The organism is Mesorhizobium sp. M0018 (assembly GCF_040323955.1).
In the GTDB taxonomy this organism is placed as follows: Bacteria; Pseudomonadota; Alphaproteobacteria; order Rhizobiales; family Rhizobiaceae; genus Mesorhizobium.
This window is the reverse complement of record NZ_JAMYVL010000033.1, coordinates 23,144-42,123: the sequence shown is the minus strand read 5'-3', so window position 1 is coordinate 42,123 and position 18,980 is coordinate 23,144. Positions and strand designations below refer to the sequence as shown.

Below are 18,980 nucleotides of genomic sequence, written 5' to 3'. Positions count from 1 at the left end.
CGGACGAGGAAGTTGGACGAAGCGAGACGACATACTAGATTAGTCCATCATCGATCCGGAATCGCGGAGGAACGACCTATGGCCGAAATCGTCGCCATCAAGCCTGCCGTTGCCGAAGGGCCGGTCGTCTCCAGGCTGGACAACGGCGTGCTGCGCCTGACGCTCGCCAATCCGCCGGCCAATGCTCTTTCGCTTGCAGTGATGGCGGCGCTGACGGCGGAACTCGACCGCGCCAAGGCCGACAAATCCGTCCGCGTCATCGTCCTCGGGGCGGTCGGCAAGGTGTTCTGCGCCGGACACGACCTCAAGGAGTTGAGCGCGCACCGCGCCGATGCCGATCGCGGCAGGGGCTTCTTCGAAAAGACGTTTTCCGCCTGCGCTTCACTGATGCAGGCGATCGTTCGCCATCCTAAGCCGGTGATCGCCGAAGTCGACGGCCTGGCGACGGCGGCCGGATTGCAGTTGGTCGCCAGCTGCGATCTCGCCATCGCCTCGCACGAGGCGACCTTCTGCACGCCTGGCGTCAATATTGGACTGTTCTGCTCGACGCCGATGGTGGCGCTGTCGCGCAACGTCTCGCGCAAGCACGCCTTGGAAATGCTTTTGACCGGCGAGACGATCGATGCGGCAACCGCCAAGGAATTCGGCTTGGTCAACCGCGTCGTGCCGCGCGAATATCTGAATCAGATTGTCACCAAATACGCGCAAACCATTGCGTCCAAATCCTCTCTGGTCGTCAAGATCGGCAAGGAAGCCTTCTACGAACAGGCAGAAATGCGGCTGGCCGAGGCCTATGATTACACCGGGCGCGTCATGGTCGAGAACATGCTGGCGCGCGATGCGGAAGAGGGCATTGGCGCCTTCATCGGCAAGCGCAAGCCGGAATGGCCGGAGGAGTAGGAGGCGGATATGGAACCGCGCATCTCCATCGTCACCATCGCCACCGACGATCTCGACCGTGCGACGCGCTTCTATGAGGCGATGGGCCTGACCCGCCATGCCGGGATCACCGACGGCGTTGCCTTCTTCCAGATGGGCGGCGCCATTCTTGGCTTGTTTCCGCGCCCAAGCGCCGAAGAGGATTCGGGCGTCAGCTTCTCGAAGGCGCCGTCGGCCGTCTACCTCGCCTACAACACCCGCTCTGACGCCGAGGTCGACGAAGTGCTTGCGGCGGCTGAGAAGGCTGGCGGCAAGATCGTCAAGCCGGCCGGGCGCGCCTTCTGGGGCGGCTGGTACGGCTATTTCGCCGATGCCGACGGGCATGTCTGGGAAGTCGCGCACAATCCGGCCTTTCCGATTGCGGAAGACGGAACGATCTCGCTGCCGGCCTGACGACGTTCTCCCTGGCCCATTGCAAGCCACTTGCTCGGCTGTTGGCACCTCACTCCGAAGCGCTGTATGACGAGGCATGAACCACGACGCCTACGACAACGCCTATATTGCCGGCATCCTCAATTCGGTGAAGACCATCGCCATGGTCGGCGCGTCGGCCAATGACGTGCGGCCGAGCTATTTCGTGCTGAAATATCTACTCGGCAAGGGGTTTTCGGTGTTCCCGATCAATCCCGGCCAGGCCGGCAAGGCGATCCTCGGCCAGATGACCTATGCCAGGCTCGCCGACGTTCCGGAACCTGTCGATATGGTCGACGTGTTTCGCGCTTCCGCTGCCGTGCCGGGCATTGTCGACGAGGTGTTGCGGCTCGATCCGCTGCCGAAGGTCATCTGGATGCAGCTTGGCATACGCCATGACGAGGCGGCCGCACGCGCCGAAGCCGCCGGCATCAAGGTGGTGATGAACCGTTGCCCCAAGATCGAATATGGCAAGCTGTCCGGCGAGATCGGCTGGACCGGCGTCAATTCCGGCGTCTTGTCCTCGAAGAAGCCGCTCATGCGGCCGGGATTCCAGAGTTTCGGCGTTCGCCAGAAGTAGGTAATGAATGGTGAATGGTGAATAGAAGGATTTTTCTGGAAGGCCGGCAAGGCGGCATATGAGCCGCTTGCAATCAAGGTGGGGCTGGCCGACTTTGCCATTCACCATTCACCATTCACCATTCACTATTCACCATTGAGGGAGGTTTTTCGATGGCCCGCACGCCCGGTTTCAACACGCTCGCCGTCCATGCCGGCGCCAAGCCGGATCCGGCGACCGGCGCGCGAGCGACGCCGATCTACCAGACCACCTCCTTCGTCTTCGACGATGCCGACCATGCCGCCTCGCTGTTCGGGCTGAAGGCGTTCGGCAACATCTACACCCGCATCATGAACCCGACCCAGGCGGTGCTGGAAGAGCGCATCGCGGCACTCGAAGGCGGCACGGCAGGCCTTGCGGTCGCCTCCGGCCATGCCGCGCAGGTGCTGGTCTTCCACAATCTGATGCAGCCCGGCGACAATTTCGTTTCAGCGACAAAGCTTTACGGCGGCTCGATCAACCAATTCGGCCACGCCTTCAAGAATTTCGGTTGGCAGGTGCGCTGGGCCGACACCAATGACATCTCGACCTTCGAGAGCCAGATCGACGACAGGACCAAGGCAATCTTCATCGAGAGCCTGGCCAATCCGGGCGGCGTCTTCGTCGATGTCGAGAAGATCGGCGACATTGCCCGCAAGCACGGCCTGCCGCTGATCGTCGACAACACGCTGGCCTCGCCCTATCTGCTGCGGCCGATCGAACATGGCGCCGACATCGTCGTGCATTCGCTGACCAAGTTCATCGGCGGTCACGGCAACTCGATCGGCGGCGCCATTGTCGACGGCGGCACCTTCGATTGGTCGAAGTCGGGCAAATATCCGATGCTGTCGGAGCCGCGCCCCGAATATGGCGGCCTCGTCCTGCACGAGACCTTCGGCAATTTCGCCTTCGCCATCGCTGCTCGCGTGCTCGGCCTGCGCGACATCGGCGCGGCGATTTCGCCGTTCAACGCATTCCTTATCCTGACCGGTCTGGAAACCTTGCCGCTCAGGATGCAGCGCCACTGCGACAATGCGGCGGCGGTCGCCGGATGGCTTTCCAATCATCCCAAGGTCGCCTGGGTGTCCTATCCCGGGCTGCCCAGCGACAAAAACAATGCGCTGCAGAAGAAGTACTCGCCGCTTGGCGCCGGCGCGGTGTTCACATTCGGGCTGAAGGGCGGCTATGCGGCGGGCATCAAGTTCGTCGAGGCGCTCGAACTGTTCTCGCATCTGGCCAATGTCGGCGACACCAAGTCGCTGGTCATCCACCCGGCATCGACCACGCATCGCCAGCTTTCCGACGAGCAGAAGATCAATGCCGGGGCAGGACCGGACACGGTCAGGCTTTCGGTCGGCATCGAGGACGTCAACGACATCGTCGCCGATCTGGAACAGGCTCTCGCCAAGGTTTGATCGCCATGACCACGCCGAAATTTCTTTCCGTCGGCGTCGACACCGTCGAACCGGAACTTGGCGCACCAGCGCCGGATCGCCTGATTTCGGGCGATCCGAAATTCCGCACCTGGAATGTCGAGGAACAGGACGGTGGCCTTTATGCCGGCATCTGGGAAGCAACGCCGGGCAAATGGCGCATCGAATATGATGAGTGGGAGTTCTGCCACATCCTGTCAGGGGTTTCGGTGATCGCCGAAGACGGCGGCGATGCGCGCACCGTCAGGGCAGGCGACAGCTTCGTGCTCAGGCCGGGCTTTAGAGGAAGCTGGGAAGTGCTTGAAACGACGCGCAAGGAGTATGTAATCAAGCTTTGATCTCGCATCGCGCCGGACTTTACAAAAGGCGATCGATGTCCGCGTCGGAAAATCCGTATCGGCTCATCATGTCGCGGTGCCATGAAACTGCAGGGTGAATGTGACCGTCACGTTCGATCCGTTTCCGGCCGCGGGCCGGTGTAGCGGACAATCCAGAGCCCCTGGTTCTTGTCAGTTATGTAAATGAAGCCGCGCCGGTCCACGACCACGTCCTCGGTCTGAACAACCAGCTTGTCTTCCGGCATAGGGCCGTAGCGTCGGACTGGCTCCGGCGGGATGAAGTAGCCGACCTCGCGCGGAAGCCGAGTATTCGAGACGTCATAGACCCTGAGCCCAGCGTTGAAGTGCGCGATATAGAACAGATCGCCTTGTTTCTGGACATCGGGATGATGCTGGTGGTGGTTGATGTTGTGCGGTCCGCGCCAGCCGCCACGAGTTGTGAAATCCGAATAGGGAGCGCCTTCGGGTGGCACTGGTTCGGGCAACAGCGACAGCAGAAAGGGTTCACTGGAATCGGAAATATCGACGATCGAAGCGTGATGCATCGGACCAAGTCCATAGGTGACGTTCTCCGAATTGGCGAAGGCAATGCCGCGCTCTGGAATCGGCAGCACGCTATGCACACCGAAGCGCGAGTGAAACGGAGGGCTGAAGCTCAGGCCGCCGACCTGCCTCGGCTGGGAGACATCGCTAATATCGAGCACAACGATTCCCGCCGCACCATAAGGCAAATAGACAAGATCGCCAGTGACATAAGGCGGGCCGTGCAGCGAGACATCCTCGCCCGTGCTGGCGCAGAAGGCGCCGCACATGCATTGCGGCTTCAGTCGCAACCGGTAGCGATCGGCGGTCTCCTGGTCGGCGGCGGGCTTCGCAGCCGCAAAGCTCTCGCCGCCGGCCTCGTGCTGGCCCGGCACCCACCAGCGTCCGGCTTCGCGCGGATTCGAGCGATCCGAAATATCGAGGATGACGTAGATGTTGCCCCTGTAACCCGGCATGCCGGCGGCAAGGTGGACATAACGTCCACCGGGATAGAGGTTGCGATGCGTGCCGTTTCCGCCGGTGCGGTAGTGACTGAGTTGTTTCGGATTGATGGGGTCCGCGATATCCCAGATCAGAACGCCTTCGCCGAACGGTGCGTCGGGGTCACCGCCGAAATTAGCAAAGGGCTTTTCGAGGGCGGTCACCATCGTGTCGCCGGACAAATCTATTTGTAGAGTCCAAGTATTCGTGCCGAGATAGGGCACGAACTTGACCGTCTCGGGCTTGGCCGGGTCGGTCACGTCCACGATGCTCCAGCCGGAGTGCCAGAAGTGCCCAGTGTAGAGATACCAACGTTCGCCAACCTGCCTGATCGCCATTTTGAAGGCTGGGCGATGATCGAGATCGGTATAGCCCACAGCTTCGACATTGTGGGCGAAAGCGCCAGGGGGCGCTGGCGACGAAGCTGGAACGGGTTGGGCAAGGGCCTCGCAGACAAGACCGGATTGAGATGTCGCGGCGATCGTCGCGCCGATGAGCGGCACTTTCAGCATCTGGCGGCGTGAAATCTCGGAATTTTTCAAAGCGTGTCTCCCGGATTTTGCAGCTTTCCGGATTTTGCAGATTCCGATACTTTCCGTCCAATATCGTTTGAGCCATGGGTAATTCTATTTGGGAAATTAAAGGCTGAAGATGAACCACAAGCTGATGCAGTCCTTCATGGCCGTCGCCGAAGAGCTGCATTTCGGGCGCGCGGCAGCGCGCTTGCATATCTCACAGCCGCCCCTGACAAAGCAGATCCAGCAACTGGAACAGGCGATGGGTGTGCGCTTGCTGGAGCGCACCAAGCGCAAGGTCGAGCTGACTGCGGCGGGGCGTGTGTTCCTTGATGAGGTTAGGGCCGTGCTTCAGCAGACAGAGCAGGCGGTGGAGCTTGCTCGCAAAGCCGATCGTGGCGAAACCGGCCATCTTGCTGTCGGATTCATCGACGCGGCTATCTACAGCGTGGTGCCTTCTGTCGTCCAACGTTTCACCAAGCGCTATCCCGAGGTCGAGTTGAGCCTGACCGACCTGCGCATTCCCAATCAAGTCAGGGCTGTGGCCGAACGCCAGCTCGATATCGGTTTTGTTCATCCTCCCGTCGTTCACAAGGCATTGAAGGTCGAAAGCATACTGGTCGAACCCCTGATCGTGGCCTTGCCGGAAACGCATCGGCTAGCCTCGGAAGCAGAGGTCGCGCTAGCCGACTTGGCCTCCGAAGCGTTGATTCAGTTCCCGCGCAGCATCAATCCATCCCTCTATGACGAGATCGTCGGGTTGTGCCGTTCATCCGGGTTCAGCCCGAGGATCGTTCGAGAAGCGACGCCGAAGCAGACAATCATCGGACTTGTATCCGTCGGGCTGGGCGTCTCGCTGCTGCCCGCCTGTCTGCAAAATTTGCGCCGGAGCGGCGTCGTTTATCGCCCTATCCAGGGACGAACCTTGTCTATCGACACTTCAATCATCTACCGGCATGAACAACCCTCGCCGGTGCTGAAGGCCTTCCTCGACATCGTCCGCGAGACGACGCAAAAAGATTCAAATCCCGTCTCTCTTCAAGCTTCATGACCGAATTTCTATAGGCATCCGGGATTGTTAGTGTGAGGTCCTGCTTCCGGTAGCTTCATCGTTCGATCAGCGATTATTTGGCACTCGCGGCCTTGAGATGTTACCTATTTGACCGGAATTCGCCGGAGCCGGCTTCGAAGCCTGTCGTCGGAAGCCGTCCTCAGATTCTGACGGCAAGCGTTTCCAGCCCGTGGAAATGATACGTGTCACGGAAGCGCGGCTGTTCGGCCATTTGGAGCCGCGGCAGGCGTTCGAACAAGGTTTTCAGCGACACCTGCAGTTCGAGCCGGGCGAGCGGCGCGCCGATGCAGAAATGGATGCCGGCGCCGAACGACACGTTCTTCTGGTCGGCACGGTCCGGCCTGAAGGCGAGGGGCTCGGCAAACGCAGTAGGGTCGCGATTGGCCATGCCGAGCAGCAGACCGATCGTCTCGCCCGGCTGGACGATGATCCCCGGCCCGGCCTCGACCTCCTGATAGGCGTAGCGCGTGAACATGTGCAGCGGCGCGTCGAAGCGCAGGCACTCTTCGACCGTCGCGGCTGTTGCTTCCGGTGAGGCGAAGAAGCGGCGCGGGTCGCCGCCTTGCGCAAGGATCGAGCGCACCGCATTGCCGGTCTGGTGGACAGTTGCTTCATGGCCGGCATTGAGCAAAAGGATGGCCGAGGATACCAGCTCGTCCTCCGACAGTTTCTGGCCGTCCTCCTGTGCCGCAATCAGCAGCGACAGAAGATCCTCGCCCGGCCTCTTTCGCCGCTCGGCGACGTAGCCGCGCAGAAAATCGGAAAAGTCGCGCGCGGCGCGATTGGCCGTGTCCTCCGTCTCGCGGGTGCGGCCATGCATGTACATGGCGACCATCCGATGCGACCAGTCGAGCAGCTGCGGCCCCATGTCGACCGGCACGCCGAGCATTTCCGCAATGATGGTGATCGGCAAGGGAGCTGCGAATGCCGGCAGCAGGTCGACTCCTCCTGGTTCGAAACGGTCGATCAGTTCGTTGGCCAGCGCCTCGACACGTGGCCTGAGCCGCTCGACCTGGCGCGAGACGAAGGCGCGGTTGACCAGCGTTCTGAGCCGTGTGTGGACAGGCGGCTCCAGCTCCAGCATCGAATTGGCCTCGATGCCGTCGAACGCGCTGAGGTGCGTGCGGTCCTGACCGATGCCTCGGCTGTCCGGAATGCCGGCCGGGTTCTGCCGGCCGAAGCGGCGATCGCGCAGCAGCCGGTTGACGTCGTCGAAGCCGCCAAAGCACCAGAAACCAAACTCCTCCCAGAAGAAGGCGTTCAATGCGCCATGCAGGAAGGCGTAGGCTTCGTACGGATTCTGGAAGAACGCCGGCTCGTGCGGATCGAGCCGCAGGCGACGCGTGGCTGGATCAAAAGCAAGGTAGGGCGGCTTCAATTCGGTCATGCCAGATCATTAGCGCGGCTTGCCAGTCTGGTGCCAGACCGTATGTTGGCCCTCCAGTGAGGTGAGCCGCCGAAGCGGTTGCGGAAGGACGGTTTTCATGAATGTGATCGTGGTCGGTGCAGGCATTGCCGGGCTATCCACGGCGTGGTCACTGGTCAGGGCCGGGCACCTCGTCCCGATCGTCGAGCAGGGACCGATCCCCAATCCGCTCGCCGCCTCGGGCGATCATCACCGCATCATCCGCCGCGCCTACCGGGCCGGAACGGGCTACGGCCGGCTGATCACCGAAGCCTATGAAGCCTGGGATGAGATGTGGGCCGATCTCGGCGAAAGCCATCTCGATCCGCGCGGCTTCATCTGCATTTCGCGCCAGCCGGGAGATGAGGCCGAGGAATACCGAGAAGGCATGGAAGCCGGGAACTACCCGTTCGAATTGTTCGAGCCGGATGCCGCGGTCGAACGCTGGCCGTTCCTGGAACCTGGTTCATTCCGCTATGGGTATTTTTCGCCGGACGGCGGCGCGCTGCACTGCCGCAAGATCGCCGCCGGCCTCGCCAGGTGGCTGCGCGCGAACGGCGCCAATGTCTACGAGAACAGCAAGGTGGTCGAGATCGACGCCGAGGCCGGGCATATCGTGCTGGCAGGCGGCGAAACGATGCAGGCCGACCGGATCGTCGTCGCTGCCGGCGCCTGGGTGCTGAAACTGTTCCCGGAGCTGGACGGCGAGCTGAAAACCTGGCGCACCGCGCTCGCCTATGTCGAACCGCCGGCGGATCTGCAGGCAGCCTGGCAGGCAGCGCCGGTTGTCCTCGACATTGGCGGCACTGTCGACGGCTACGCAATCCCGCCGACAGGCGGCGCCGGCATGAAATTCGGCTCGGGCCTGCACAGGGTGCCGACCAGCGATGCCGACTGGAACCGTCAGCCGGTGCCGGGCGAGGGTGAGGCGATCCGCAACCTGTTTTCGCCGCCGCTTGCCCGTATCGAGGAGTATAAGGTCACCGAGGTGGTCACCTGCGCCTACACATTCACCGCCGACGAGAAATTTCTGGCACACCAGAAAGGCAGATGCCTGGTCGTCTCGGCCTGCTCCGGCCACGGCTACAAGTTCGGCGCGGCAGTCGGCAGAAGGGTTGCGGCCTGCGTCGGCAATGGCGATGTCGACGGCCTGAAGAAATGGCTCAGGGCAGAGGTGGCCTGAGCGGCTGCTAGTACCGGCAGTGGCGTGGGATGTGCACGCGCCGCCAGCTGGATGAGCCCTCCCTGACCACCACGCGGCGAGCCACTGTCTGATAAGACGCCGGAATGTCGACGATGCGCTGTTGCTCCGGCCGCACGAGAACCTCTTCGGCGACGCTCTCGTATTCGGCGGGCAGGACAACGCGCCGCCGGCGTTCCGGCTCAATCACGACGATCTCGGCCACGCGTTCATAGCGCGCCTTGTGCCTGACCTTGCACAGCACCTTGCGGCCATTGATGATGCGCCATTCCCAGGAATAGCCGCCGTCATCGACCCTCACGGACCGGTAGATGGTGCGGGTGATGGCGGGCACGATCTCGTAGCTGACGCGCGCCGGCGCGATCTGCACCACGCGCTCGCGCGTCCCGTAGATTGGCGCCTCGTATTCCACCTGCTGGCCGGCTGGGCTGACGAGCACATCCTCGTAGACGGTGTCGTAGACGGCCGGCCGATTGACCTGCTCGTAGCATTCGACCGCGCGTCCGCCGGCCGCCGTTTCCGACATTGTGCCGAGCATGGTCAGGCCGGCAATGGCGAAGGAAGAAGCTTTCCTGGTCATGGAACTCCCCCTGTTCGAACCGCATGAAGCGGGTTCAACGTTGAACTGTAGGGAAAGCCATGTCGTGGAAAAGGCGATTCATCAAACTTCGTTAATTCGACTACCTGAGTCCGACACACAAATTCTTGCTGCCAATTAAGCATCCGCTAACAATCAACGAATAACATTTGACGTATTCGAGTTGATTGACTTGGTCGCTGGTCAGGAACGTCGTGGGGGGACGTAGCTGGCCATCCGGTGTCGCATGCGATCCCGCGTTTTCCGCATATCTCGTCCTGCAACAATCCTTTCAGTAAATGTGACGTTGCCCTTGGATCCTCCACCCAGGCTGCAAGTCGTACCTGTGGCGGCGTTCCTTTGCGAGCGCCGGGCAAATGGAGGCCGACATGCCCGCAGAACCTGTTGCGAAATCCGTTGTGCAACTGCCGGCACCGACGGCTTCCACCGCAAGCCATGAACTCACCGACCTTTGCCTGGCACTCTGGGCCAGAATGGGATTGTCCTGGAAGCCTGCCGTCGAATGGTTCCCACGCGTGGTCGTTCTGCATTCGGCGATCTACCGCACGATGTTCGACTCCTCGTCGGAAGGGGACATCGATGCCGTTCTTCTGGCCGATGAGCGGCGTAACTCGCCGCTGGACAACCTGCGTGACCACATTCCGCTGGCGATGGTGCCTGTCATCGATCTGGGCGGCCGTGCCGGCCGGTTCGCGGATGTACATTTCGATCTGATGCAGCAAACGACTTGGGCGGAGACGGCAAAATGCATTCTCGATTTTCGCCGCCGCCGCGAACAGCTTGCCGCGCACATCCGTTCGACAAATACGCCCGAAACGCGCTTTCTTGCGCATGCCTTCGTCGCCGGCAGAAGCATCGAAGCCAAGCGCTATCCGATGACGTCGGCCTCCATAAGCTATCCGGGCTTTCCGTCGGCGGCCAAGACGATCCCGATCGCCGAAGATCTCTCCCATCGCGGACTTCTGCTTAAGACCTTCTTCGACCGCGTGCATGAGTGCGGCGCCTGCGGGTCGCGGCGGCTTACCGTTCGCGAGGAATGTCCCTCCTGCCGTTCGGCCGATATGTTCGAGGCCGAGCTTATTCATCATTATCGTTGCGCGGCTCTTCGTCCTGAAGGCGATTTTCGGCAGGGAAGCGCACTGGTCTGCCCCAAATGCAGCCAGCAATTGCGTCACTATGGAAAGGACTATGACAAGCCCGGCCACTCGCAAATCTGCAGGAGGTGCAAGGATTCGACATCGGAGCCGGCTGTTGGATTCGTCTGCCAGGATTGTGATGCGCGGGCTGATGGCGACAGCGTTAAACGTATCGACTTTTTTTCCTACGCACTCACGGATCAGGCGCTGTCTCTGCTCACCAGTCCGGAGAAAAAGCTGCCAACGTCCTTGTTGGGGTTGCCGCCATCCCTGGTTCAGGAACTCGACCGCGCACGCATGACCGGAGCGAAGGGCCCGCCGTTGGCGGTCACGGAATTGCGTTACGGAGCACGAGATTCGCTCATAAAATCAAAGGGCCAGGACGTGTTTGAGAAACTGCGCCGTCTCTTCATCGAAAACCTGAGCAATTACCTTGCGGAGACAGGATCGGTGCACAAAGGCGCCGCCGCCGACTATTTCATCATGACGGCGAAGGGCGACGAGACATTGTCGGAGCAGATATCGGCAATGCTTTCAATCTGCGAGGCGTCTTTGGGCGAAAAGCTTGACCCTCGCCCTCGGGTGGCGACCAAAACGGGGCAAGCCTCGCGTTGAATGATCTCGAACTCGGATTTGCGTTCCTGCTAGCTCAATCGACGGCGAGCCTGGCCTCCGTTTTCTGGTACACGCTGGTCTTTGAGTTCCCCCGCTACATCATTCCGTTCGTCGCGGCCGCTGTGACCATGCGTTCGCGTGATGCCGCGGGTTCGATTGAGCATGAGCGACCATTACGGCCCAATGTAAGCATCATTCTGGTTGGCCATAATGAGGCTGAGTCCATCGAAACCTGCGTCCGCTCGTTGCGGGAACAGTCTTTCAATGACTTCGAAGTTGTCATTGTCAGTGATGGTTCGACCGATCGGATGAGCAGGGTCTCGCAAGCTCTGGTCAAGAAAGGTTATGCCTCGCGCATCATTTCGACGGATCTGAGGGGCGGCAAGGCGAGCGGGATCAATCTGGCGTGCCGCGTAGCCAAAGGCGACATACTGATCAATGTCGATTGCGACTGTTCGTTTGATCGGTACGCGATCGAGAATATTCTCGGTCCCTTTTCGGATCCAGCGGTTGGAGCGGCATGCGGCGATATTGCACCGCGCAACGGCCACGCGAGTATCGTCGCCCAGTTTCAGGAGATCGAATATTTACAGTCGATTTCGGTCGGAAAGCGTATTGCTGGAGCTCTCGATCAGGTCGTTTGCATTTCGGGAGCGTTCAGCGCCTTCAGGCGCAAAGCCCTTTTGGGGGTTGGGGGGTTCGACGTAGGCGGTGGCGAGGATCTGGATGTCACGCTGAGATTGCGGCGGGCCGGCTGGCGCATGGCCTATGTCCCGGATGCGATCTGCTATACGGACGTCCCGATAACCGCATACCAATATATCCGCCAGCGATTGCGCTGGGAACGCGATGCCATTTGGCTACGCTTTCGCAAACACTACCGCCTGTTTCGTGTCTCGGACTCGGGTTTCCGGCTTCCGGAGGCCCTACACCAATGGGATTTCCTCCTTTTCAACGTCGTTGGTGCCGCGATATTCCCGCTCTATCTCGTCTGGCTTGCCCTCCAGTACGGCTCTTTCACGCCCGCGATCCTCATCGGCATGCAGTGCGGCCTCCTGGTTCTCGACGTGTTTGTGCTGGCGCTGGCCAGTTGGACCACCGAGCGACGGGGGTTCTGGCGAAGCATATGGTTCCTGCCCGGCTACTCCCTGTTCATGACCTATGTGATGAGACCCGTTCGATTGATCGCCTATATCGATGAATGGGTGTTCTCAGGTTCACATCGCGACAACTACACGCCGATCAAAGTTCGGCTAGAGCGGCCCTGGTAGAGAACGAGCTTCAGATGAAATACATTCGAAAACATGTCCGAGTGGACAATCTGGGAAAACAGCAGCGCGCGAGTGTGGGAAGTTGGGGTCGCATCGTTTACCTCGCTCTCCTCGGTTTGTTTTCCTCTTCGATCGTCTACTACCTCATTGGTGATGCGGTCGTCTTGTCAGCGGACGGTATTGTCCTGAAGGATCGGTATGCCGTCGATGCCGCCTATCCGGCCAAGGTAACGCATGTCTTTGTCAAGGCGGGAGACCAGGTCGAGCCCGGTACATTGCTCGTCGAGCTTGAATCGTTCGACATGGTCAAGGAGCTCGCGGAGCTGCTGTTGCGACAGGGTGAACTCGCCGTTCGCGAGGGCCAGCTCCACAGCCGACACGAAGCGATACAGTCCGTGATGCTGCTGGCCGAGCGGACAGCGCGTGAAACCAGGACGACACTTGCTAGAATCGACACCATCGTCACGGCAGGCATCGTCTCGACTTCGACGAAGGACGAAGCCGTTCGTGGCAGCTTCCAGGCCGCCGAACATCTGGCTGATCTGACCGGTCAATTGCAAGCGACCAAATCCGAACTCGCCCTGGTGGCGCAATTCCGTGCGAGATCGGGCGAGGCTATGGATGAGGTAAAGGCCATATATGACGGCGGAAACATCCGCTCGGTCACGGAGGGGGTCGTTGGCGCCAAGGTGCCGGTCCCTGGCCAGGTGCTGCGGTTCGGCGATCCGCTTCTACAGATCGACGGCGGCAAGTCCTACGTCCTCGCCTATCTGCCGGACAACTATCTGTTTTCGCTGCGCGAAGGAATGGCGGTCGACGTGGGTAACGGAACCGAGCGTGCAAGAGGAACAGTCGAAAAGATTCTGTCGGTCGCCGACGCGTTGCCGGACGAGTTTCAGAACATGTTCCGGCCCCGCGACAGGTCAAGGCTGATCCGTATCGCACTCGATGAGTCGAATTCCTTCGCGGTCTCGCAAAAAGTATCAGTGAGTGGTTGCGCGTTCGGCTTCTGTTGGGCCAGGTAATGCCTGCTTAATCCTGCGGAGGCAGCTACTTAGCCGTCCCGGGAACGCAGTCAATCTTCCTCGCCCGATACGACGTTCCAGGTCCTTCGCGTTGCGAGCGACGCCAGTGCCACCATGGCCGCGCGAAACCGTGGGATCAAAGAGGTGAAGTCAATCCACCAGGATCCGTGCCGCGTCCTCCGGGCACCGTCCGGCAAGCTTGATTCGTTTTAACCAAGTGGCTAGGAGAGGCGGCCTTGCGCTAGGGTGAGCCGGCATCCTATTTACACAATAACGATCCAGAACCGATTCTGCCCGATTGCAAATCTCCGGCGCCGGAATCCCATCCTCAAAAAGGGATAGTCCATGAAGAACCCCGTCGAAACCTACATGAACCTCGTTCCGATGGTGGTCGAACAGACCAATCGCGGCGAGCGGGCCTACGACATTTTCTCGCGGCTCCTCAAGGAGCGCATCATTTTCATCACCGGCCCGGTCGAGGATGGCATGGCGACGCTGGTCTGCGCGCAGCTGCTGTTCCTCGAGGCGGAGAATCCGAAGAAGGAAATCAACCTCTATATCAACTCGCCCGGCGGCGTCGTCACCTCCGGCATGGCGATCTACGACACCATGCAGTTCATCAAGCCTGCGGTGTCGACGCTCTGCATCGGTCAGGCCGCCTCGATGGGCTCGCTGCTCTTGACGGCGGGCCACAAGGACATGCGCTTTGCCACGCCGAACGCCCGCATCATGGTCCACCAGCCTTCCGGCGGCTTCCAGGGCCAGGCTTCCGACATCGAGCGCCATGCCCAGGACATCATCAAGCTGAAGCGCCGCCTCAACGAGGTCTACGTCAAGCACACCGGCAAGAGTTATGATGAGATTGAAAAAACGCTCGACCGTGACCATTTCATGACTGCCGACGAGGCCAGGGATTTCGGCCTCATCGACAAGGTCATTTCGTCACGTGAGCCGGTCGAAGGTATTGCCTTATAGGTCCGCGGTGGCCCCGCGGTGGCAATGAGTGGCGGGATCACGCGCTTTTGGCGCAGCTTGCGGCATTTCGGCCACAATTGGCTGTTCCCTCGACGGGTGCAATTGCCTACGTTAAGGCTATGTTGATTTTCGACGGCTTAGCTTTGCGTGGGGTTGTTCGAATCATTGCCCCGTTTTCCGATTTGTGTTTCGTACGGAATGCGTTGCGGGAGCCGGGGCACTGGCGGCGGCGGATTCCCGCGATAGATTGAATATGCGCCCTTTCAACCAGACCATCGGCGGGCGGCCATGAAAGGACATGAAAATGAGCAAGGTCGGCAACAACAGCGGTGATTCCAAGAACACGCTTTATTGCTCGTTTTGCGGCAAAAGCCAGCACGAAGTGCGCAAGCTGATCGCCGGGCCGACGGTGTTCATCTGCGACGAATGCGTCGAACTGTGCATGGACATCATCCGCGAGGAGAACAAGACCTCGATGGTGAAGTCGCGCGAGGGCGTGCCGACCCCGCAGGAAATCCTCAAGGTTCTCGACGACTACGTCATCGGCCAGCCTTACGCCAAGCGCGTGCTGTCGGTGGCCGTCCACAACCACTACAAGCGCCTCGCCCATGCCGGCAAGAACAACGACGTCGAGCTGGCGAAGTCGAACATCCTGCTGATCGGCCCGACCGGCTGCGGCAAGACGTTGCTGGCGCAGACGCTGGCCCGCATCATCGACGTCCCCTTCACCATGGCCGACGCGACGACGCTGACCGAGGCCGGCTATGTCGGCGAGGACGTCGAAAACATCATCCTGAAGCTGTTGCAGTCGGCCGACTACAATGTCGAGCGCGCCCAGCGCGGCATCGTCTATATCGACGAGATCGACAAGATCTCGCGCAAGTCGGACAATCCCTCGATCACCCGCGACGTGTCGGGCGAGGGCGTGCAGCAGGCACTTTTGAAGATTATGGAAGGCACTGTCGCCTCCGTGCCGCCGCAGGGCGGCAGGAAGCATCCGCAGCAGGAATTCCTGCAGGTCGACACCGCCAACATCCTGTTCATCTGCGGCGGCGCTTTCGCCGGCCTGGACAAGATCATCTCGGATCGCGGCAGAAAGACCTCGATCGGATTCGGCGCCATCGTCGCTTCGCCCGAGGATCGCCGCACCGGCGATGTTTTCCGCCTGGTCGAGCCTGAGGATCTGTTGAAGTTCGGCCTCATTCCCGAGTTCGTCGGCCGTCTGCCTGTCCTGGCGACGCTGGAGGATCTCGACGAGCCGGCGCTGATCCAGATCCTGACCGAACCGAAGAACGCGCTGGTCAAGCAGTATCAGCGGCTGTTCGAGATGGAGAATGTCGACCTGACCTTCCATGAGAACGCGCTGTCGGCGATCGCCAAGCGCGCCATCGAGCGCAAGACCGGCGCACGCGGCCTGCGTTCGATCATGGAAGCGATCCTGCTCGACACCATGTTCGAGCTGCCGGCACTGGAAGGCGTGCGCGAAGTGGTTATTTCGGAAGAGGTGGTGTCAGGCAACGCCAGGCCGCTCTACATCTATTCCGAGCAGAAGGAAAAGAAGGGCAACGTCAGCGCCTGACGTGAGCCGGCAATGGATTTTTCTGAAACGGCGCCGCAGGGCGCCGTTTTGCTGTCGCACACCGCGTACGGCGCCGCGTAGTGGCTGCGGATTGGAGGGACGGACCGTGTTGACCCTTGATCTTTACCCCCTGTGCCTCCAACTAAAGGCGGAAGGCCGTGGTGCCGAATTCTGTGCTGTAAAACTCCCGTCACAAACGGTGGTAGGCGGAACGATCCCCGGTCGTTAATATGAGATTCGCGGTTGGCCGATTGGCGGCCGCGACATGAAAGGTTGGACAATGGCCAAATTATCCAAGGCTCCCAGCGACGGCGTCTTCGCAGTCCTCCCACTGCGCGACATCGTGGTGTTCCCGCACATGATCGTTCCGCTCTTCGTCGGGCGTGAAAAGTCGATCAAGGCGCTGGAAGAAGTGATGGGTCAGGAAAAGCAGATCCTGCTCGCGACCCAGATGAATGCCGCCGACGACGATCCGGAGCCCGATGCCATCTTTGACATCGGCACGCTCGCCAATGTGCTGCAATTGCTGAAACTGCCGGACGGCACCGTGAAGGTGCTGGTCGAAGGTGCCTCGCGCGCGAAAATCGTCGCGTTCACCGACCGTCCCGACTTCCATGAGGCCCGTGCTGCGGCGCTGGTCGAACCGGAGGAGGAAGAGGTCGAAGTCGAGGCGCTGGCACGTTCCGTGGTCACCGACTTCGAGAACTACGTCAAGCTGAACAAGAAGATCTCGCCCGAAGTGGTGGGTGCTGCCAGCCAGATCGACGACTATTCCAAGCTCGCCGACACGGTCGCTTCGCACCTTGCCATCAAGATCCCCGAGAAGCAGGAGATGCTCGCCACGCTGTCCGTCAAGGAACGGCTGGAAAAGGCGATGGGCTTCATGGAAGCCGAAATCTCGGTGCTGCAGGTGGAGAAGCGCATCCGCTCGCGCGTCAAGCGCCAGATGGAGAAAACGCAGCGCGAATACTACCTCAACGAGCAGATGAAGGCGATCCAGAAGGAGCTCGGCGAGGGTGAGGACGGCCGCGACGAGGCCGCCGAGATCGAGGCGCGCATCAAGAAGACCAAGCTCTCCAAGGAGGCCCGCGAAAAGGCGGAAGCCGAGCTGAAGAAGCTGCGGACGATGTCGCCGATGTCGGCTGAATCGACCGTCGTGCGCAACTATCTCGACTGGCTGCTGTCGATCCCATGGGGCAGGAACTCCAAGGTCAAGCAGGACCTGGCCTTTGCCCAGAATGTGCTCGATACCGATCATTTCGGCCTCGACAAGGTCAAGGACCGCATCGTCGAATATCTCGCTGTGCAGAGCCGCCAGAAGAAGCTGAAGGGGCCGATCCTGTGCCTCGTCGGACCTCCCGGCGTGGGCAAGACCTCGCTCGGCAAGTCGATCGCCAAGGCGACCGGCCGTGAGTTCATCCGCATGGCGCTGGGCGGCGTGCGCGACGAGGCCGAGATCCGTGGTCACCGCCGCACCTATATCGGCTCGATGCCCGGCAAGGTCATCCAGTCGATGAAGAAGGCGAAGAAATCCAACCCGCTCTTCCTGCTCGATGAGATCGACAAGATGGGCCAGGATTTCCGCGGCGATCCGTCATCGGCTTTGCTCGAGGTGCTCGATCCCGAGCAGAACTCGACGTTCATGGACCATTACCTCGAGGTCGAATACGACCTGTCGAGCGTGATGTTCGTGACGACGGCGAACACGCTGAACATCCCTGCGCCCTTGATGGACCGCATGGAGATCATCCGCATCGCCGGCTACACCGAGGACGAGAAGATCGAGATCGCCAAGCGTCACCTGATGCCCAAGGTGATCCGCGACCACGCGTTGCAACCGAAGGAGTTCTCCGTCGGCGAGGACGCGATCCGCGGCATCATCCAGACCTACACCCGTGAAGCGGGCGTCAGGAGCCTGGAGCGCGAGCTGATGAAGCTCGGGCGCAAGGCGGTGACCGAGATCCTGAAGACGAAGAAGAAGACGATCAACATCACGGCGGACAATCTTGCCGATTACCTTGGTGTTCCGCGCTTCCGCTTCGGCCAGGTCGAGAGCGACGATCAGGTCGGCGTGGTCACTGGGCTCGCCTGGACGGAAGTCGGCGGCGAGCTGTTGACGGTGGAAGGCGTCATGATGCCCGGCAAGGGCCGCATGACCGTCACCGGCAATCTGCGCGATGTGATGAAGGAATCGATCTCGGCGGCGGCCTCTTACGTCCGCTCGCGGGCCATCGATTTCGGCGTCGAGCCGCCGCTGTTCGACAAGCGCGATATCCACGTCCACGTGCCGGAGGGTGCAACCCCGAAGGACGGACCGTCGGCTGGCGTGGCGATGGCGACGGCGATCGTCTCGGTGCTGACCGGTATCCCGGTCAGGGCCGATGTGGCGATGACCGGCGAGATCACGCTGCGCGGCAGGGTGCTGCCGATCGGCGGCCTTAAGGAAAAGCTGCTTGCCGCACTCCGCGGCGGCATCAAGAAGGTGCTGATTCCGGAAGAGAACGCCAAGGATCTGGCGGAGATTCCGGAGAACGTGAAGAGCGGCATGGAGATCATTCCGGTCTCACGGGTTGGCGAAGTGTTGCGCCATGCGCTGGTGCGCATGCCGGAACCGATCCAGTGGGTCGAACCCGTCAATGCGCCGGCCGTGGTCGATGTCGGAGACGAGGCTGGTAAATCGCTGGCGCATTAGTGCTTGCTAAAGTTGCAATGCACAAAGAGAGAGCCGGGCCTTGAGCCCGGCTTTTTCATGTGAAGAACCGCGGATTTCCGGGCTTTTTTCGACTTTCCCGGCGCTTTTCGACTTGGTTGCCGGAGCGCTTCTTTCTAAAGTCCGTTTCCTGCCG

Annotated in this window: 16 protein-coding genes; 13 read left to right on the top strand and 3 right to left on the bottom strand. The window is 60.7% G+C overall.

The features are described from left to right. Window positions 1-78 precede the first annotated feature (78 nt). The 5 genes from NKJ81_RS29570 (at window position 79) to NKJ81_RS29550 (ending at window position 3,719) form a co-directional block, all read left to right on the top strand. Window positions 79-900 (top strand): enoyl-CoA hydratase, encoded by an 822-nt coding sequence (locus NKJ81_RS29570; protein ID WP_352542618.1) that lies wholly within the window; start codon window positions 79-81, stop codon window positions 898-900. 9 nt (window positions 901-909) lie between these two features. Next, the gene (locus tag NKJ81_RS29565; RefSeq protein WP_352542617.1) at window positions 910-1,332 is read left to right on the top strand and encodes a VOC family protein; all 423 of its coding nucleotides are present in this window, start codon (window positions 910-912) and stop codon (window positions 1,330-1,332) included. Window positions 1,333-1,408: 76 nt separating this feature from the next. Then, window positions 1,409-1,930 (top strand): CoA-binding protein, encoded by a 522-nt coding sequence (locus tag NKJ81_RS29560; RefSeq protein WP_352542616.1) that lies wholly within the window; start codon window positions 1,409-1,411, stop codon window positions 1,928-1,930. Between the two features lie 152 nt (window positions 1,931-2,082). After that, the gene (locus NKJ81_RS29555) at window positions 2,083-3,363 is read left to right on the top strand and encodes an O-acetylhomoserine aminocarboxypropyltransferase (RefSeq protein ID WP_352542615.1); all 1,281 of its coding nucleotides are present in this window, start codon (window positions 2,083-2,085) and stop codon (window positions 3,361-3,363) included. Between the two features lie 5 nt (window positions 3,364-3,368). Then, complete coding sequence (locus tag NKJ81_RS29550) at window positions 3,369-3,719, top strand: cupin domain-containing protein (protein WP_352542614.1); 351 nt, start codon at window positions 3,369-3,371, stop codon at window positions 3,717-3,719. A 107-nt stretch (window positions 3,720-3,826) separates the two neighbouring features. Here the strand turns inward: NKJ81_RS29550 and NKJ81_RS29545 are convergent, their stop codons facing one another. Beyond that, the gene (locus NKJ81_RS29545; protein ID WP_352542619.1) at window positions 3,827-5,254 is read right to left on the bottom strand and encodes an LVIVD repeat-containing protein; all 1,428 of its coding nucleotides are present in this window, start codon (window positions 5,252-5,254) and stop codon (window positions 3,827-3,829) included. A 139-nt stretch (window positions 5,255-5,393) separates the two neighbouring features. Here NKJ81_RS29545 and NKJ81_RS29540 point away from each other — a divergent pair, with 139 nt between their 5' ends. Beyond that, the gene (locus tag NKJ81_RS29540; RefSeq protein WP_352471971.1) at window positions 5,394-6,308 is read left to right on the top strand and encodes a LysR family transcriptional regulator; all 915 of its coding nucleotides are present in this window, start codon (window positions 5,394-5,396) and stop codon (window positions 6,306-6,308) included. A gap of 160 nt (window positions 6,309-6,468) precedes the next feature. On the opposite strand, the gene NKJ81_RS29535 is transcribed toward NKJ81_RS29540, so the two are convergent. Continuing rightward, window positions 6,469-7,716 carry a cytochrome P450 gene (locus NKJ81_RS29535; RefSeq protein ID WP_352542613.1) on the bottom strand — a complete coding sequence of 416 codons (1,248 nt, stop codon included), beginning with the start codon at window positions 7,714-7,716 and terminating at the stop codon, window positions 6,469-6,471. 97 nt (window positions 7,717-7,813) lie between these two features. Here NKJ81_RS29535 and NKJ81_RS29530 point away from each other — a divergent pair, with 97 nt between their 5' ends. Next, window positions 7,814-8,917: an NAD(P)/FAD-dependent oxidoreductase gene (locus tag NKJ81_RS29530; RefSeq protein ID WP_352542612.1), complete on the top strand. Its 1,104-nt coding sequence runs from the start codon at window positions 7,814-7,816 to the stop codon at window positions 8,915-8,917. Between the two features lie 7 nt (window positions 8,918-8,924). Here NKJ81_RS29530 and NKJ81_RS29525 read toward each other — a convergent pair whose 3' ends face one another. Further along, window positions 8,925-9,515, bottom strand: a complete 591-nt coding sequence (locus NKJ81_RS29525) for a hypothetical protein (protein ID WP_352542611.1) — start codon at window positions 9,513-9,515, stop codon at window positions 8,925-8,927. 386 nt (window positions 9,516-9,901) lie between these two features. Between NKJ81_RS29525 and NKJ81_RS29520 the strand changes: the two genes are divergently transcribed. From NKJ81_RS29520 to lon, 6 genes are all read left to right on the top strand, one after another. Then, the gene (locus NKJ81_RS29520) at window positions 9,902-11,284 is read left to right on the top strand and encodes a TackOD1 domain-containing metal-binding protein (protein WP_352542610.1); all 1,383 of its coding nucleotides are present in this window, start codon (window positions 9,902-9,904) and stop codon (window positions 11,282-11,284) included. Next, complete coding sequence (locus NKJ81_RS29515; protein ID WP_352471966.1) at window positions 11,281-12,555, top strand: glycosyltransferase family 2 protein; 1,275 nt, start codon at window positions 11,281-11,283, stop codon at window positions 12,553-12,555. Before NKJ81_RS29520 ends, NKJ81_RS29515 begins: the two co-directional genes overlap by 4 nt. Next, window positions 12,486-13,580: an HlyD family secretion protein gene (locus tag NKJ81_RS29510; RefSeq protein WP_352542609.1), complete on the top strand. Its 1,095-nt coding sequence runs from the start codon at window positions 12,486-12,488 to the stop codon at window positions 13,578-13,580. Before NKJ81_RS29515 ends, NKJ81_RS29510 begins: the two co-directional genes overlap by 70 nt. Window positions 13,581-13,925: 345 nt before the next feature. Next, window positions 13,926-14,555 (top strand): ATP-dependent Clp protease proteolytic subunit, encoded by a 630-nt coding sequence (locus NKJ81_RS29505; protein ID WP_023674655.1) that lies wholly within the window; start codon window positions 13,926-13,928, stop codon window positions 14,553-14,555. A 304-nt stretch (window positions 14,556-14,859) separates the two neighbouring features. Further along, window positions 14,860-16,134, top strand: coding sequence for an ATP-dependent Clp protease ATP-binding subunit ClpX (gene clpX / locus NKJ81_RS29500; protein WP_006332719.1), 1,275 nt, complete (start codon window positions 14,860-14,862; stop codon window positions 16,132-16,134). A gap of 280 nt (window positions 16,135-16,414) precedes the next feature. Next, entirely contained in the window at window positions 16,415-18,826 is a 2,412-nt protein-coding gene (lon, locus tag NKJ81_RS29495; protein WP_352501552.1) for an endopeptidase La, read from the top strand. Window positions 18,827-18,980: the final 154 nt, after the last annotated feature.

Excerpts from the sequence above, each read along its gene's own strand:
- NKJ81_RS29570 (WP_352542618.1), top strand. The coding sequence starts at position 79 with ATGGCCGAAATCGTCGCCATCAAGCCTGCCGTTGCCGAAGGGCCGGTC.
- NKJ81_RS29565 (WP_352542617.1), top strand. The coding sequence starts at position 910 with ATGGAACCGCGCATCTCCATCGTCACCATCGCCACCGACGATCTCGAC.
- NKJ81_RS29560 (WP_352542616.1), top strand. The coding sequence starts at position 1,409 with ATGAACCACGACGCCTACGACAACGCCTATATTGCCGGCATCCTCAAT.
- NKJ81_RS29555 (WP_352542615.1), top strand. The coding sequence starts at position 2,083 with ATGGCCCGCACGCCCGGTTTCAACACGCTCGCCGTCCATGCCGGCGCC.
- NKJ81_RS29550 (WP_352542614.1), top strand. The coding sequence starts at position 3,369 with ATGACCACGCCGAAATTTCTTTCCGTCGGCGTCGACACCGTCGAACCG.
- NKJ81_RS29545 (WP_352542619.1), bottom strand. The coding sequence starts at position 5,254 with ATGCTGAAAGTGCCGCTCATCGGCGCGACGATCGCCGCGACATCTCAA.
- NKJ81_RS29540 (WP_352471971.1), top strand. The coding sequence starts at position 5,394 with ATGAACCACAAGCTGATGCAGTCCTTCATGGCCGTCGCCGAAGAGCTG.
- NKJ81_RS29535 (WP_352542613.1), bottom strand. The coding sequence starts at position 7,716 with ATGACCGAATTGAAGCCGCCCTACCTTGCTTTTGATCCAGCCACGCGT.
- NKJ81_RS29530 (WP_352542612.1), top strand. The coding sequence starts at position 7,814 with ATGAATGTGATCGTGGTCGGTGCAGGCATTGCCGGGCTATCCACGGCG.
- NKJ81_RS29525 (WP_352542611.1), bottom strand. The coding sequence starts at position 9,515 with ATGACCAGGAAAGCTTCTTCCTTCGCCATTGCCGGCCTGACCATGCTC.
- NKJ81_RS29520 (WP_352542610.1), top strand. The coding sequence starts at position 9,902 with ATGCCCGCAGAACCTGTTGCGAAATCCGTTGTGCAACTGCCGGCACCG.
- NKJ81_RS29510 (WP_352542609.1), top strand. The coding sequence starts at position 12,486 with ATGGGTGTTCTCAGGTTCACATCGCGACAACTACACGCCGATCAAAGT.
- NKJ81_RS29505 (WP_023674655.1), top strand. The coding sequence starts at position 13,926 with ATGAAGAACCCCGTCGAAACCTACATGAACCTCGTTCCGATGGTGGTC.
- clpX (WP_006332719.1), top strand. The coding sequence starts at position 14,860 with ATGAGCAAGGTCGGCAACAACAGCGGTGATTCCAAGAACACGCTTTAT.
- lon (WP_352501552.1), top strand. The coding sequence starts at position 16,415 with ATGGCCAAATTATCCAAGGCTCCCAGCGACGGCGTCTTCGCAGTCCTC.